Here is a 14600-nt window from a genome sequence, read left to right on the forward strand (position 1 = left end):
GCAGTTTATGAAAAAGATGAAATTTTTAAGCATACTACTTACCCTGCTCTTTGTGTTTGGTTGTGAGCAGGAAATATTGGTGCAACAAGATCCTGACCCGGATCCGGATCCGACCGGGGAGTCCGGCAGTGCAAACTTTACCAAGTTTGTTTCAATTGGCAATTCATTAACGGCCGGTTACATGGCCAGTGCACTGTTTGCATTTGGTCAGCAAAATTCTTACCCGGCTATTATGGCTGAGCACTTTGCCTATGTAAGCGAAAACGATCCGTTCGATCAGCCCATGGTTAACTCGGTAAACGGGTGCTTTAATCCATCTGCCGGGTGTACATTGGGCCGGTTGATTTTGTTTGACCCTGACGGCCCGACCGGACCTTTATCTGCATCGCCAACACCTGCAGGTACAACCGGAGTGCCGGCTCCATATAACACCACCTCAACTGATCACTTATTGGCTTTGGCACCGTATGCAGGCAACAAAGACAACCTGAACAACTTCGGTGTTCCGGGCATTATCCTCGCACAAGCACTTACACCGGCAACCGGTGGACCTCCGCCACCGGCACCGAACCCTGCCTACAACCCGTACTTTGCCCGCTTTGCCAAAACCCCTAGTACGGATGGTTCTACCGGCTCCACAATTATCAGTGATGCATTAGCCACCAATCCAACCTTTGTATCTTTCTGGCTTGGAAATAATGATGTACTGGGTTATGCAGTAGGTGGTGCTTCTAATCCATCTATTTTAACCAGTGTGCCAGCCTTTACAGCCCAGTATTCAGCGGCTATTGATGCCATTCTGGCCCACCCAAACAACGTGAAAATGGTGGTTGGCAACATACCCAATGTTACTACTATTCCGTATTTCAGGTTGGTTCCCTATAATCCTGTGGTGATTACTAACCAGGCCCAGATTGATGCGATTAATGCGGGGTATGCTCCCTACAATGCAGGTCTTGAAGCCGCATTTGGCGGTGGCTTTATTACCGCTGAAGAACGTGATAAGAGAAAAGTTATCTTCTCAGTTGGGCAAAACCCGGTGGTAATTGTTGATGAATCTTTGACTAATTTGGGCGGGATGGGATTACCCAGTTACCGGGAAGCTACAGCCCAGGATTTACTGGTTCTTCCTGCTGCTTCGTTTATTGGAACTTTGGTAAGTGGTGACCCCACGTTGATTAATGGAGTTACTGTGCCACTGGCCGACCAGTGGGTACTGATTCCTTCTGAAATTACGGAAATTACTACCCGCATAAACGACTTCAATACAGCTATAGCCGCAAAAGTTGCAGCCAACAGCAGCCGCATGGCGCTGGCAGATATATTCACCAAGTTTAATGAGATTGCCACCAGCCCTACCGGTGGCATTGTAGTGGATGGCTTGTTTATCCGGTCAACCTTGGCTCCCCCGAACGGAGTTTTCTCGGAAGATGGTGTTCACCCCAACCCGCGTGGATCGGCTTACATTGCTAAAATCTTTATTCAGGCAATTAATGCCAAGTTCGGTTCAACAGTGCCTGAACCAAACATTTCGAAGTATTTTGGAACCTTCTTCCCGGTAAGCCCTCCACTTTAATTCTGAATTGCACCCAAAAAACCCTGACGGCCTTCGTCAGGGTTTTTTTTATAAATAACCGGCCATCCAATAGGCCGCAAAGCCAGTCCACTCTTTAACTAGTTTACTCCAAATCAGCAGGGCGTCAACCTTCGGAATGAACAATACATCCGGAGTATAGTAACGGGGGTGGGTGTAAAAATCCGTTGAAAAGGGAGTAACATGGAGGCCGGCTTTGCGAAAACAGGCCAGCGACCTGCGCATATGAAAGCCCGAGGTGATCAGTACGATACCACCGGTCGTATCAGCAGACACCATCCGCATAACATTTACAGCCGACTCGTATGTGTTTCGCGATTTATTTTCAATAATAAGGCTGTCGGCTGGCACACCCATCAATACCAATGCCCTGGCAATCTCATCGGCCTCTTTGCGGCTTTTAGTAATTAAGCGGCCGGTACCACCTGAAACAATAAGCTTCCGTACAAGGCCGCGCTTATACAAATCAACCGCATGCACTACCCGGTCGGCACCGTGCTCAAAAAAAACGCGATCGGTTAAAGCTGCATCGTTGCTGGTTACTCCGGTTAAAATGATACCATACCTATAGCTGCCGGTCATCTGCGCATACGGGGTTGGGGGTACCTCCCACCGTTGCATAATTTCATTGGCAATAAATTCATTGGAAAAAAAGTACAGTAATCCGAAAGCGATCCAAAAAAGCCGCTTGCGCCACTGCTGTGTCGGCAGGAAAGCTGATAGAAGAAACAACAGGCTTATCAGCACCAGCGGCATAACCAGATAGCCCAATGTTTTGGAGAGAAAAAAGAACATGCCGGATTTTAGAAAATCCTTACCAGAATCAAAAGCAGCAGGATAAGTATCAAAATAATCATGGTCTTTTTATTACGGCCGTAAAGGTATTATTTTTTATATAACGGGTTCGATAAATTTCCTATCCCATCAATAATTCTTCGTAAAACGTCAAAATACAGGGTTATAGCCAGCACCAGCGTCATCGACCAGATTACCCCGGTGTTAAAAATCAAGGTACTAACGTTTCGGTTAAGGAAATGTTTAGCCGGCATGTAAAACTGGGCATCAAAATCAACAATATGCTCAGGTTCAGGGTCTTTATAAATCGGGTAAATTTTCTGGATGAGTTTACCGTCTTTCTCGATAATCCGATGGGTTTCCGACAGGTTCTTGACAAATTCGGCTATGGCCTCGTTACGGTACCTTTCGCGAAAGAGTTCGTATTCACGCTCCTTTTCTGGGGAGTCAGTCATCGAAGCCACCAGTTTTTCTTTCTCGTCATCGGCTTTATTATAGAGTCTTATATAGAATCGCCTCAGGCTTACTAAAAACTCAGATGCACGGACATAGGTAAGCGAATCAAAATGTTTCAGGGTAATGTTATCAGTCCATACCATGTCTTGTGAGGTATTAACAAAAAGAGCTTCTTTACGCAATTCGTTCCGTATCAAATCCAGATCGCGCATAACCTTGGCAATCACATCACGGTCGATAGCTTTGAGGTTATTCAGGCAATACTGCAGTCGGGTTTCCAGTTCGGGCAGGTAGTACACCTTTTTATAATCCGACTCGGCCATGATTTTATCGTACAGGTAAAATTTTTTCTCGTACCGGTTATCCTTAAACTGCGTAACCATGGCCGCCTCAAATGCCCAGCGCGAGGCCATCAAATCACCAACAAACGGTACGGTAGCCGTGTTACCTATCACCGGGTTTAGTTTATCAAACTTTACCACCACACCGCTTAAAATAAGCTGAGGTATTATCAACAACGGAATAAGAATGTAAATAGTAACGGCCGAGTTGAACGCAGATGAAATATTTAAACCGAGTACATTGGCAAAACACGATACCGTAAACAGGATCATCCAATGTTCAGGTAGCATACCGCGGATCTCAAGAATATAATTACCCACCACCACAAACGTGAGTGTTTGGATGGCCGATAAAGTAAACAGGATGGAAATTTTGGAAAGGAGATAACTGCTGCGGCTTAAATGCAGAAAGGCTTCACGTTTAAGAATTTTACGATCACGAATAATTTCTTCAGCACTCACCGTCAGGCCCATAAACAGGGCTACAATGACACTCATAAACAGGTAAGCGGGCAGGTTGAGGTTTTTGGCAAAAACATATCCCGACAGCAGTTTGTCGTCAACATTGTAATACCGAACGATAAAGGCGAGTATAAATGCAAGCAACGGTGCTTCCAGCAAATTAATAATCATGTATTGCCGGTTGTGCAGTTTGGCTTTCAGGTCGCGCATGGAAAAAAGCAGGGTTTGCTTAAGCCTGCCTGGTATTTGCAGCGATGATTTAATGGGTTCATGCGCGGTTTCGATTGGAGGAAGTTTAGCTGAATTTTTATAGATGCGGCTCCATTGCTCCGGGGTTATTTTGCGCTCGTTGGTAAAGTGTCCGTATTCGTTAATAATTTTAGTTTCAATAATATTAAAAATCTGCTCGGGGTTAACATTGCCGCACGCGTAGCACTCGCCTTCATCACTACTTACCAGGTCGATACTCTTTTTAAAATAAACAATGGCATCAACGGGATTTCCGTAATAAATCTGGTAACCACCCGTGTCGAGAATCAGTAACCGGTCGAACTTTTTGAAAATATCAGAAGAGGGCTGATGAATAACGGCAAAAACGAGTTTTCCTTTTAACGAAAGTTCTTTGAGTAAATCGATAATATTCTCCGAGTCGCGTGAAGAAAGCCCGCTGGTGGGCTCATCACAAAAAAGTACTGCAGGCTCGCGAAGCAATTCCAACCCGATGTTCAGGCGTTTGCGTTGCCCACCACTGATGGTTTTTCGCAGGGGTGAGCCGACTTTTAAATCCTTAATTTCGGCCAGGCCTAGATCTTCCAACGTCTTCATCACCAGGAAGTGAATTGATTCCTCTTCCTTATCGTTAAAACAAAGTTTAGCCGCATAATAAAGGTTTTCATAAACCGTCAGGTCCTCAATAAGCAGGTCGTCTTGCGGAACAAAGCCAATAACACCCTCAATTTTTTCGGGCTCCTTATGTATATCAATTCCGTTTATTAAAACCTGCCCTTCACTTGGTTTTTCCGTGCCATTAAGAACATAAAGCAGGGTTGATTTGCCGGCACCGCTGGCGCCCATCAATGCTACAAGGTTACCGGATTGTTCGGCCAGGTTTACCTGGCGCAAGCCGAGTTTACCATTTTTAAACTTGAAAGTGATATTTTTTGCCTCAAATGATATCCGGCCACTCTCACTGAATTTTTTAAAGGCATTCAAAATTTCACCGTAGTAAACGGGGTCATCCTTTTCCCACCGCAGGGTACTGCCAACGGCCAGTACCGAAATAAATCCCGGCTTAATCGGAACTCCGTTAAGGTAAACATCAGAGTTGCCGATGTACTTAACAAAATACAATTCGACATTTCGGAAATAGAGCACGGCAATGAACCCGTTAAGACTTTTACGGCTAATCCGTTTGCTTTGGCCTGATGATGGAGCTGATGCACTACTGATGATGAGGATGGAATCACTTTCCAATAAAGTGGCATCTTTACCTAGAACAAACAGGAGTGCCGCCTGAATATCAGCTTCACTTATTTTAAACTCGCTGCCAATAACCTTCAGCAAATCCTTTTCACGGGTAGTAATCATTTCATCGGCCAGTACAATTCGGATAAGTTCAAGAGTAATGATAACCTTTTGCTTTTGCGTAATCTCCAGGTTAAGACCAGCACATATTTTCTGTATGGTTTGAATGTCGCGCTGCTGATCCTGAGAACTTACCTCGCGCGAGTATTCATCAAAGCGGATAAGATAATGGTCGAGTTTGCTTATGCTGACATGCTCGGCAAGAAATGCACGAATTTGCTCACGCTCCTGTCGGGTGACTTCATCCTGACGGGCAACAACGGCAAACAATTTAAGGATAGCATTCAGTACAACTTCACTCATAGGCTGAGGGTGTTAAGCAAGGTTAAATATACGTCAAACCCATGGATTATAGCGAAATAAAAAGGCCCTGGCGTTTGTTCACCAGGGCCTTCAGAGATTTTTATTTACAAAGTTATTCTGTAATACCTTTTCGAATCTTACCGACAATAGAACTAATCTGTGTCAGGTTCTTATCCGAAAGGACCATATCAGCCCGGTTGTTGCGAATCTGCTCTTCGATATTCAATGCTGCATAGGCTTTTTCAAGTTCCTGTAAATCAACAACAATACCGGCCACGGGTTCAGTTTGTTCAACTGAACTGAGCATTTTTAAAAGTTCAGTTACTGATTTCTTTTGGTTAAGAATAACCTGAATTACCGGAGTAAGAATAAGGTTGCGGGCATCATCCGGAAGCAAATTTTTCGGATACGAATTAACTAAACCGGTTGAGATATAAAGACCCTCAATGAAACTTCCTGTAACCACCAATGCGGCCAGGCGGTTGCGGCTGTCGTCTTTCAGCAGGCGCTCGGTTTGCTTAAGGGTTTGATCCAACAAGGACGTAAGTGAGTCTTTATTGGAGATGTTAGCCTCAAAGCGCTTAAGGATTTCCATATCAAACGTACCGATTACACCCAGAATATCAGCCAGGTTCTTACAGGAGTTGAGGTAGTCAATGGCTTCCTGGGTTTTATCGTAGGAGGCCAGGTACCCGATATCAGCCGCATAAACACCCAGGTTAAGGGCAGCTTTATCGTTCCTGCGGGTGTACCGCTCGGCATTATTAATCGGGTTAACAAGGCTTTGGTTAAATTCGGCCCCGGTTTGCTGTATCATATAAGGAATTTCTGACGGTGAAGGGATGCCGTAAACGACTTCTTCAATGGACTGCTTAAGGTTCTTATTCGCTTCGTCAAACTCAGCGGAATTTTTATCGGTGCCGCTTCCGCCTGAACCGCAAGCAGATAACACAAGTATTGAAATAAAAGCGAAAATACTGAGGAGGTAAACGGGTTGTTTAAAGTTCATTGGGTTAATGGTTTAGAGTTCAATTTTACTACATTTTTTAATCCTAAAAAACCTCAAAAAGCCAATTTTCAATTAAATTTAATGTGAATGGCATTATATTGCCTGCTTAAAACCAACTGAGTTCCGATGGTTAATGTTACTCTGCTAATTGACGACAGCGATATAGACCTGTTTATCCAGCGGAGGTTCCTGGAAGTATACCATTTCAGCCGAACACTAATTAGCTACAAATCGGCAGATGACGCATTAAGCTGGCTTGGTTCACTAACCAACGGATTTCCTGATGTAATTTTTTTGGATTTGAATATGCCTAAAACGGATGGTTTTGCCTTTCTCGAAAAGTTTTCCGGCTTACCTGAAACCATGACAGCAAAATCAAAAATCATCATCCTCACCAGTTCGAACAGCAAAGCCGATGTAGAGAGGGCCATGGTTAATAAAAATGTTGTTCACTTTATCACCAAGCCCATCAAACAATCGGATATTGAAGAACTCAAAGCAAAGTTTACCTCTTTGTAACAGGCCAGGTTACCGGTCTAATCACGGTCCCGCATTTAATCCTTTAAGCACGAGCCGAATACGGCTGTTACTAAAGTAAAAATCAAATTGAACGTTGCCTTAAAACTGCAATGTTCCATTTTGCCGGATTCCGTTATTTTTGCGACCTCATACTCCTGCCCGAAGGGCAAGGGAGGTGCCTAACCGAAATAACCATTTATTTAACAGAATTACTGTGGCGGAATACAGCAAAGAAGAGATCAAACGAATTGAAGAGAAATGGCGCAAACACTGGGAAGACCGGCAGGTTTATAAAGTTGAAACAGACCCGGCTAAACCAAAATACTACGTGTTGGACATGTTCCCTTATCCTTCGGGTGCAGGACTTCATGTGGGCCACCCGTTAGGTTACATTGCCTCTGATATTGTTGCCCGGTTTAAGCGGCTAAAAGGATACAATGTGTTGCACCCGATGGGCTTCGATGCATTTGGCCTCCCGGCTGAACAGTATGCCATCCAAACCGGCCAGCACCCCGCAATTACCACAGCAAAGAACATCGAAACTTACAAACGGCAGCTGCGCAATATCGGATTCTCATACGACTGGTCGCGCGAGGTACAAACCTGCGATCCAAACTATTACAAATGGACACAGTGGATTTTCATGCAGCTCTTCAATGCCTGGTATAATAATACCTCAGACAAAACAGAACCCATCAGCACATTAATTAAAGAATTGGAAAAAAACGGAAATACCCGTGTTAACGGTGCATGCGATGAAGACACACCACGCATTACACCTGAGCAGTGGCACGCCTTCAATGAAAAAGAGCGCGAAACTTTTCTGCAGCATTACCGCATTGCCTACCAACGCGAAGCCATGGTAAACTGGTGCCCCGCACTTGGTACGGTACTCTCGAATGACGAAGTAAAAGATGGGGTAAGCGAGCGGGGTGGTTACCCGGTAGAACGGATAAACATGCTGCAATGGAGCATGCGCATCTCAGCATACGCAGAAAGATTACTTACCGGTTTAGACACCATCGACTGGCCTGAACCCCTTAAGGAAATGCAGCGCAACTGGATTGGAAAGAGCAAGGGCGCGCAACTCCGCTTCAAAGTTCAAAGTTCTGAGTTGAATATTGAAGTCTTTACTACCCGCATTGACACTATTTTTGGCGCCACATTTTTAGTGCTGGCCCCTGAGCATGAATTGGTGCAACCCATTACAACGGCAGAACACCGTAATGAGGTAACAAAATATGTGGAAGTTGCCAAAAACCGCAGCGAGCGCGAACGCATGAGCGAGGTAAAACAGGTAAGCGGTGTATTTACCGGTGCCTATGCCACCAACCCGTTCAACAACGATCGTATTCCCATCTGGATTTCGGATTACGTGCTGGCCGGTTACGGAACAGGCGCAGTAATGGCCGTACCCGGCCATGATGAACGCGACCACCGCTTTGCGAAGCACTTTGGCTTGCCGATAACACAGGTGGTTGAAGGACCCGATGTGCAGGAAAAAGCCTTCGACAGCTGGGATGCACGCATCATCAACTCCGGCTTTATGAATGGCCTTACGGTGCATGAAGCCATTGAAGCCGGAATAAAATTTATTGAAGACCGCGGCATCGGTAAAGGCAAGATAAACTACCGCATGCGCGATGCCATTTTCGGAAGACAGCGTTACTGGGGCGAACCGTTCCCCGTTTATTTTGTGAACGGTATTCCGAAACTTGTTGAAGAAAAAGACCTGCCGATAACGCTGCCTGAAATTGATGAGTACAAACCTACAGCCACCGGTGAGCCCCCGTTGGCCCGGGCAAAAAACTGGAAATACAACGGCCACAACTTTGAACTTACCACCATGCCCGGCTGGGCGGGTTCAAGTTGGTACTGGTACCGCTACATGGACCCATCCAACCAAAAAGAGTTTTGTGCAAAAGAACATGAGCAGTATTGGCGGGATGTTGATCTATACATTGGCGGCTCCGAACATGCTACCGGACATCTGCTGTACTCGCGTTTCTGGTGCAAAGCGTTGAAAGATTTAGGGTATGTACGTGCCGAAGAGCCGTTTAAGAAACTGATTAACCAAGGACACATCCAGGGTATGTCGAAATTTGTTTACCGGATTAACGGCACAAACAAGTTTGTCTCAAAAAATCTGAAGGATAAGTACAAAACCACAGCCCTGCATGTGGATATTTCGCTGGTTGACGGTGATGTACTTAACATTGAAGGTTTTAAGCAATGGCGCACCGATTTTTCAAATGCAGAATTCATTTTTGAAGGCGATAAATACATCTGCGGAACCGAGGTGGAGAAAATGTCGAAATCAAAACACAACGTAGTAAACCCTGATGAAATTATTACCAACTATGGGGCCGATACGCTGCGTATGTACGAAATGTTCCTCGGGCCGCTGGAACAATCCAAACCCTGGAATACCCACGGCATTGACGGAGTATTTAAATTTTTGCGCAGGTTCTGGAACCTGTTTCATGATACCAGCGGAAATTTCACTATAAGCAACGATGAACCCACCCGCGAGGAACTGAAGGTACTGCACAAAACCATTAAAAAGGTCGAAAGGGATATTGACAGTTTTTCATTCAACACTTCGGTTAGCGAATTTATGATATGCGCTAATGAACTGTCTGCCCTGAAGTGCAACAAACGGAAAATATTGGAACCCCTTGTTATTGCCTTATCGCCCTTTGCACCGCATGTAGCCGAAGAGTTGTGGGAAAAACTGGGGCATACCAAAACTGTTTTTGATGCCGCCTTCCCCGCGTATGATGAGCAATACCTTACTGAGTCATCCTTCAACTACCCGATTTCCATTAACGGTAAAGTACGGGCGCAAATGAATTTTGCACTGGATATGCCCCGCGAAGACATTGAGAAAACCGTACTGGCCTCTGAAATTGTTAAAAAGTGGACGGATGGAAAAACACCGAAAAAAGTAATTGTAGTGCCCGGCAAAATTGTAAATGTGGTAATTTGATCCATGAAATAAATCAGCCATTGTACTGATCCCCGTCAGGTCATTCGTTACCGGTTATCCCGACTTTCAAATCAATAAAATCTGAACGTTATGATATCGGTTACCGGACAATCCGGAAAATACATTCTTCAACCCAGCCTGGTGGGCATGCACCACGAAACCACCGGGTGGATATCGGCCTGTGAACTTTGGAAGCGTGAACTGGCCTTCTTCCAGAAACTGCTAGACCAGCACGCACCGAAAATGACTGAAGTTGAGTTTAAAAAACAAATTGATCACTACCAGCACCTGATTACCTACTACCAGGGTGAACTGGTTGATCAGCTTCGAAAAAAACTCAAAGACCACGAAAAGAAGCTTGCCGTGATGCTGAAAGAACTCAACGAATCCGATACGGAGTATTTTAAAGAACATGCCGGTATTATGGATGAAGTGGCTGGCTTTGCACGGGTATTTGCAGAATTCAAAAACGGCTTTTTTACCTTTATTGAGAGGGGCTTTAGTGCGTATTAGTTTCCTCCTAACATGCATTAGGGAATCCGTAACAATTCCTTAATTTAGGCCGCCTTTATACTATTTTATGTACGCATCAAAAATTGTCGGCCTGGGCCACCACCTTCCTGAACAGGTTATCACCAATCAGTATTTGTCATCCCTGATGGATACCAGCGATGAGTGGATCATTGAACGAACCGGTATAAAAGAACGCAGGTGGATAGACCCCGCCAAAGACACCGTTGGCAACATGGCGGCCAAAGCAGCACGCATGGCTTTGCAACGGGCCGGCCTCACCGAAAAGGATGTTGACTTTATCGTATTCGCCACCATCACCTCCGATTACTACTTTCCGGGTTCGGGTGTTATCATGCAGCGCGAACTCGGCCTTGAAGGCATCGGTGCGATGGATATAAAAAATGCCTGCTCCGGTTTCATTTATGCACTTTCAACGGCCGATCAGTTTATCAAAACCGGCATGTACAAAACCGTGCTGGTGGTGGGCGCTGAAATCCAATCGACTGCGCTGGATGTGACAACCCGCGGCAGAAACACGGCTGTTATTTTTGGCGATGGTGCCGGAGCCGCTGTACTGCAGCGGGCCGATAAACCGGGGGTGCTCTCCACCCACCTCCATGCCGATGGACGTTTTGCCGAAGAGTTATATGTACGAGACCCCGGCAGCAGCCGGCCACGGGAGGAACGCCAGCCTGAACAGATACTCGATACCACAGGTTTTAAAGTGGTAATGAATGGCAACCAGGTTTTTAAACATGCTGTAGTGCGTTTTATGGAAGCCATTCAGGAGGCGCTGGCGGCCAACAACATGAAAAAGGAAGACATCAGCTTGCTGATACCGCACCAGGCCAACCTGCGGATTAGCCAGTACATACAGGAAAAATTTGGTTTACGCGATGACCAGGTGTATAACAATATTCAACGGTATGGAAACACTACGGCAGCATCCATTCCGATTGCCATGAGCGAAGCCTGGGCAGAAGGAAAGATCAAAGAAAATGACGTAATTTGTTTAGCCGCGTTTGGCAGTGGCTTTACATGGGCCTCTGCGCTAATCCGGTGGTAATGATGCGGTTCGGGGTTAGAAGAACCTGAACGCAGAACCAGATTGTAACCCCATGAAAACATCAACGTACAACCCCAGCCCGCTGGAAGTGGATTTCGCCAATGCCCTCTACCTCCTGCAAAAAGAAATTGAAAAGCACCTGCAGGATAATGAAGTCGTAAACGTTGAAAGCAATATCCGGAAAGACAACCCGATGGTTCGGTTCAGCCTGATGGATAAAGATGGCGACCCGCATGAAGTGGTCATCCGGATTATTCAGATTCCGGATAAATTCTGAACGATTAGCTTTAGTCTTTCATGTAACTCATTACTGCATTGTTACGATGTTGCTTTATTCTGTTCTTTTATAGCCAAACAGTTCATCGAGGGATACTTCCTTCACTTCTCCGTATCGGGCCAGGTCTTTAAAATTAATTTTTTCACGGTTGCCTATTAAAACAAGATTATACTTTTTGTTTTTAATATTCTCTGCATGAAATTTTAATAAATCACTAAGCGTCAAGGATTGAATTTGATTATAAACATCCCTCCGGATATCATAATCTAAGCCCAGTTTTTGGGCCGATAAGTAGTTAAATAATACGCTTTGTTTGATTATCCGCTGACTTTCTATCCGTTTCAAAAGAGATTCCCTGGCCTCCTTAAAGCCATCTTCTGTTTCAGGCAGATTGTACAGAATATTTTTTAATGCACTAAGCGATTCGACCTGCTTGTCGGCTTGTGTGCCAACATATCCGTAGATTACATCATAATCCTGTGATTTTTGGGGAGTTACGTAATAAGCATATGTACTGTAAGCAAGGCCCTGAGCTTCGCGTAATTCGCGGAAAACCTGTGTGCTGATAAATGTGCTAAACAATTCAGCGGCCGGAATTCTATTTTTATCATATTTTGCGGCCTTCATAATGAATAGTGCATCAGTTTGTACCATGTCATAATGCGTCCAGTAGACAGTTGGCTTAATAACATCCTGGAGGGTAAATATTCTGGAAGCAGGAACCTCATTTAGCTGATCGGGCAACTGATGATGCTTCTTCAAAATAGCTGTAAGTTCGTCTTCTTTTTTTGGCCCATAGTAAAGTATTATATGATTCATTGTTGTAAAATCGCGGATAATACTGACTAATTCTTCCGATGAAATGTCCTGAAGTACATCGTTAGTTAGCACGTTGGTAAAAGGCGATATCGGGCCATATTTTCCGTAATTCATTAATCCTTCATAAAAAATAGCGTAGCGATCCTTTTTGGCATCTTCGCGCTTTTTAAGTATATCATCTTTCAAATTCCGAAGGGCATCCTCATCAGGTTTGGCATACTTCAAAAGGTCTTCCATAATAACAATGGCTTTTTCCATGTTTTCCGAAAGACCTTCAAGCATAATATAAGTCTGCTCGGTGCTCGCAAAAACTGAGAAATCACATCCAAGCTTATATAGTTCCTTCTTTAACTGTTCAGCAGATAATTTATCTGTACCGAGAAACTCCAGATACTCAATTGCAACACGAAGTCTCGGATCATTGTTACTTCCTGCATCGAGTAAATAATACATTCTGAAAAGTTCATTCTCCATATTTTGGTTATACAGAACAGAAACACCTGGATGCAACTTCCATTTTCGAACGTCTTTACGACACTGCCTAATTAAGTGTGTAAGTGCTGGGTAACGACTAAGCAACTGCGTAAAGGTTTTATATTTTGCATCTGCCTTCGAAGATAGTTAAAAATTGATTTACGATTAGTGGCCAGTTTCTCACGGGCAAGGTCCATTTTTTGGTGATCTCCCGTAAAGCCAGGTACACCGCTTTCACCACCGCCTGGTCGTCAGGGAACGAAAGTTTGTTGTTGGTATACTTGCGGATTTTTCCGTTGAGATTTTCGATAATGTTCGTGGTATAGATCAGCGTTCGGATTTCGATCGGATAATCGAAGAAGTGCGTGAGGTTATCCCAATTCGTTTTCCACGACTTGATAGCATGCGGATATTTTTTGCCCCATGTTACTTCAAGCTGCTCTAAGGCTTGAGCAGCCAGCTCTTTGTTTGGTGCTCCGTAAACAGTCTTCAAATCGGCTACAAATTGTTTCTTGTCTTTCCAGACAACGTAGCGAAGCGCATTTCTGATCTGATGAACTACACAAATCTGGGTTACCGATTGGGTAAACACGCTGGTGATTGCATCGGTGAAGCCCTTCAGATTATCGGTGCTGGTGATGAGAATATCTTCCACGCCACGGCTTTTTAAATCAGTAAGTACACTTATCCAGAATGAAGCACTTTCGCTTTCACCCAGCCACATGCCCAATACTTCCTTAAACCCCTGAGCATTAAGGCCTACGGCCAGGTAAATGGTTTTGTTGATCACCTTCCCATTCTGCCGGACTTTGAATACGATCCCATCCATCCACACCACAAAGTACACCGATGAAAGAGGCCTGCTTTGCCACTCCGTTACCAACGTATGTACCCGCGAGGTAACGTTGGAAATAGTGGCATCCGAAACATTCACACCATAGATTTCCCGGATTTGTATTTCAATGTCGCGTACGCTCATACCCCGGGCATATAAGGAGATGATAATTTCTTCGATGCCTTCTACGAACCGGCTGCGCTTGGGAACCAGGACGGGCTCAAACGTGCTGTTCCGATCCCGAGGTACTTCTATCTGTAGTTCACCTCGCGTGGTCTTGATGGTCTTACGGGTTTTTCCGTTCCGTGAGTTCCCGGAGTTAATCCCTTCTGGTGAATGTTTGGCATAGCCCAAATGGCCATCGAGTTCACCTTCCAGCATTTGCTCCATGCCCTTTTTGAAAAGTTCATCGATAAAGCTGTTGAGGTCTTTCGAATTCTTAAATTGCTTGAGAAACTCAGGGGTGAGCATCTCTTTGAGTAGTGGGTGTTGTTCTTGATTTTCCATGGTAACTGTGTTTAAAGTTAAGTCTTTAAATGCAACCGATTCGGCTGAAAGTGGTAC

At 44.8% G+C, this 14600-nt stretch carries 11 protein-coding genes; 6 read left to right on the forward strand and 5 right to left on the reverse strand.

What is annotated here, in order from left to right; genetic code table 11:
- The first annotated feature begins 7 nt into the window (after positions 1 to 7).
- The gene (locus tag HRU69_13095) at positions 8 to 1576 is read left to right on the forward strand and encodes a hypothetical protein (GenBank protein QOI98370.1); all 1569 of its coding nucleotides are present in this window, start codon (positions 8 to 10) and stop codon (positions 1574 to 1576) included.
- Positions 1577 to 1624: 48 nt separating this feature from the next.
- Here HRU69_13095 and HRU69_13100 read toward each other — a convergent pair whose 3' ends face one another.
- The 3 genes from HRU69_13100 to HRU69_13110 all read right to left on the reverse strand — a co-directional run bounded on the left by HRU69_13100 (position 1625) and on the right by HRU69_13110 (position 6544).
- Positions 1625 to 2389, reverse strand: a complete 765-nt coding sequence (locus HRU69_13100; protein QOI98371.1) for a YdcF family protein — start codon at positions 2387 to 2389, stop codon at positions 1625 to 1627.
- Positions 2390 to 2478: 89 nt separating this feature from the next.
- On the reverse strand, positions 2479 to 5535 hold the full coding sequence (locus tag HRU69_13105) for an ATP-binding cassette domain-containing protein (protein ID QOI98372.1): 3057 nt from the start codon (positions 5533 to 5535) through the stop codon (positions 2479 to 2481).
- A 112-nt stretch (positions 5536 to 5647) separates the two neighbouring features.
- Positions 5648 to 6544, reverse strand: coding sequence for a hypothetical protein (locus tag HRU69_13110; GenBank protein QOI98373.1), 897 nt, complete (start codon positions 6542 to 6544; stop codon positions 5648 to 5650).
- 126 nt (positions 6545 to 6670) lie between these two features.
- On the opposite strand from HRU69_13110, the gene HRU69_13115 reads away from it, so the two are divergent.
- The 5 genes from HRU69_13115 (at position 6671) to HRU69_13135 (ending at position 11908) form a co-directional block, all read left to right on the forward strand.
- On the forward strand, positions 6671 to 7063 hold the full coding sequence (locus HRU69_13115; protein QOI98374.1) for a response regulator: 393 nt from the start codon (positions 6671 to 6673) through the stop codon (positions 7061 to 7063).
- 214 nt (positions 7064 to 7277) lie between these two features.
- Complete coding sequence (locus HRU69_13120) at positions 7278 to 10052, forward strand: leucine--tRNA ligase (GenBank protein QOI98375.1); 2775 nt, start codon at positions 7278 to 7280, stop codon at positions 10050 to 10052.
- Positions 10053 to 10142: 90 nt separating this feature from the next.
- Complete coding sequence (locus HRU69_13125) at positions 10143 to 10565, forward strand: hypothetical protein (protein QOI98376.1); 423 nt, start codon at positions 10143 to 10145, stop codon at positions 10563 to 10565.
- 67 nt (positions 10566 to 10632) lie between these two features.
- A complete protein-coding gene (locus HRU69_13130; GenBank protein ID QOI98377.1) occupies positions 10633 to 11631 on the forward strand; it encodes a ketoacyl-ACP synthase III in 999 nt (332 codons plus the stop codon).
- Positions 11632 to 11683: 52 nt separating this feature from the next.
- Positions 11684 to 11908, forward strand: coding sequence for a hypothetical protein (locus HRU69_13135; protein QOI98378.1), 225 nt, complete (start codon positions 11684 to 11686; stop codon positions 11906 to 11908).
- A gap of 54 nt (positions 11909 to 11962) precedes the next feature.
- Here HRU69_13135 and HRU69_13140 read toward each other — a convergent pair whose 3' ends face one another.
- Both HRU69_13140 and HRU69_13145 read right to left on the reverse strand, forming a co-directional pair.
- Entirely contained in the window at positions 11963 to 13201 is a 1239-nt protein-coding gene (locus HRU69_13140; GenBank protein QOI98379.1) for an insulinase family protein, read from the reverse strand.
- Between the two features lie 118 nt (positions 13202 to 13319).
- Positions 13320 to 14507, reverse strand: coding sequence for an IS256 family transposase (locus tag HRU69_13145; GenBank protein ID QOI98930.1), 1188 nt, complete (start codon positions 14505 to 14507; stop codon positions 13320 to 13322).
- Positions 14508 to 14600 lie beyond the last annotated feature (93 nt).

This window comes from Flammeovirgaceae bacterium (genome assembly GCA_015180985.1).
Lineage (GTDB): Bacteria > Bacteroidota > Bacteroidia > Cytophagales > Cyclobacteriaceae > UBA2336.

Coding starts and splice junctions, on each gene's coding strand:
- HRU69_13135 (QOI98378.1), top strand. CDS start 11,684: ATGAAAACATCAACGTACAACCCCAGCCCGCTGGAAGTGGATTTCGCC.
- HRU69_13095 (QOI98370.1), top strand. CDS start 8: ATGAAAAAGATGAAATTTTTAAGCATACTACTTACCCTGCTCTTTGTG.
- HRU69_13115 (QOI98374.1), top strand. CDS start 6,671: ATGGTTAATGTTACTCTGCTAATTGACGACAGCGATATAGACCTGTTT.
- HRU69_13100 (QOI98371.1), bottom strand. CDS start 2,389: ATGTTCTTTTTTCTCTCCAAAACATTGGGCTATCTGGTTATGCCGCTG.
- HRU69_13140 (QOI98379.1), bottom strand. CDS start 13,201: ATGGAGAATGAACTTTTCAGAATGTATTATTTACTCGATGCAGGAAGT.
- HRU69_13145 (QOI98930.1), bottom strand. CDS start 14,507: ATGCTCACCCCTGAGTTTCTCAAGCAATTTAAGAATTCGAAAGACCTC.
- HRU69_13125 (QOI98376.1), top strand. CDS start 10,143: ATGATATCGGTTACCGGACAATCCGGAAAATACATTCTTCAACCCAGC.
- HRU69_13110 (QOI98373.1), bottom strand. CDS start 6,544: ATGAACTTTAAACAACCCGTTTACCTCCTCAGTATTTTCGCTTTTATT.
- HRU69_13130 (QOI98377.1), top strand. CDS start 10,633: ATGTACGCATCAAAAATTGTCGGCCTGGGCCACCACCTTCCTGAACAG.
- HRU69_13105 (QOI98372.1), bottom strand. CDS start 5,535: ATGAGTGAAGTTGTACTGAATGCTATCCTTAAATTGTTTGCCGTTGTT.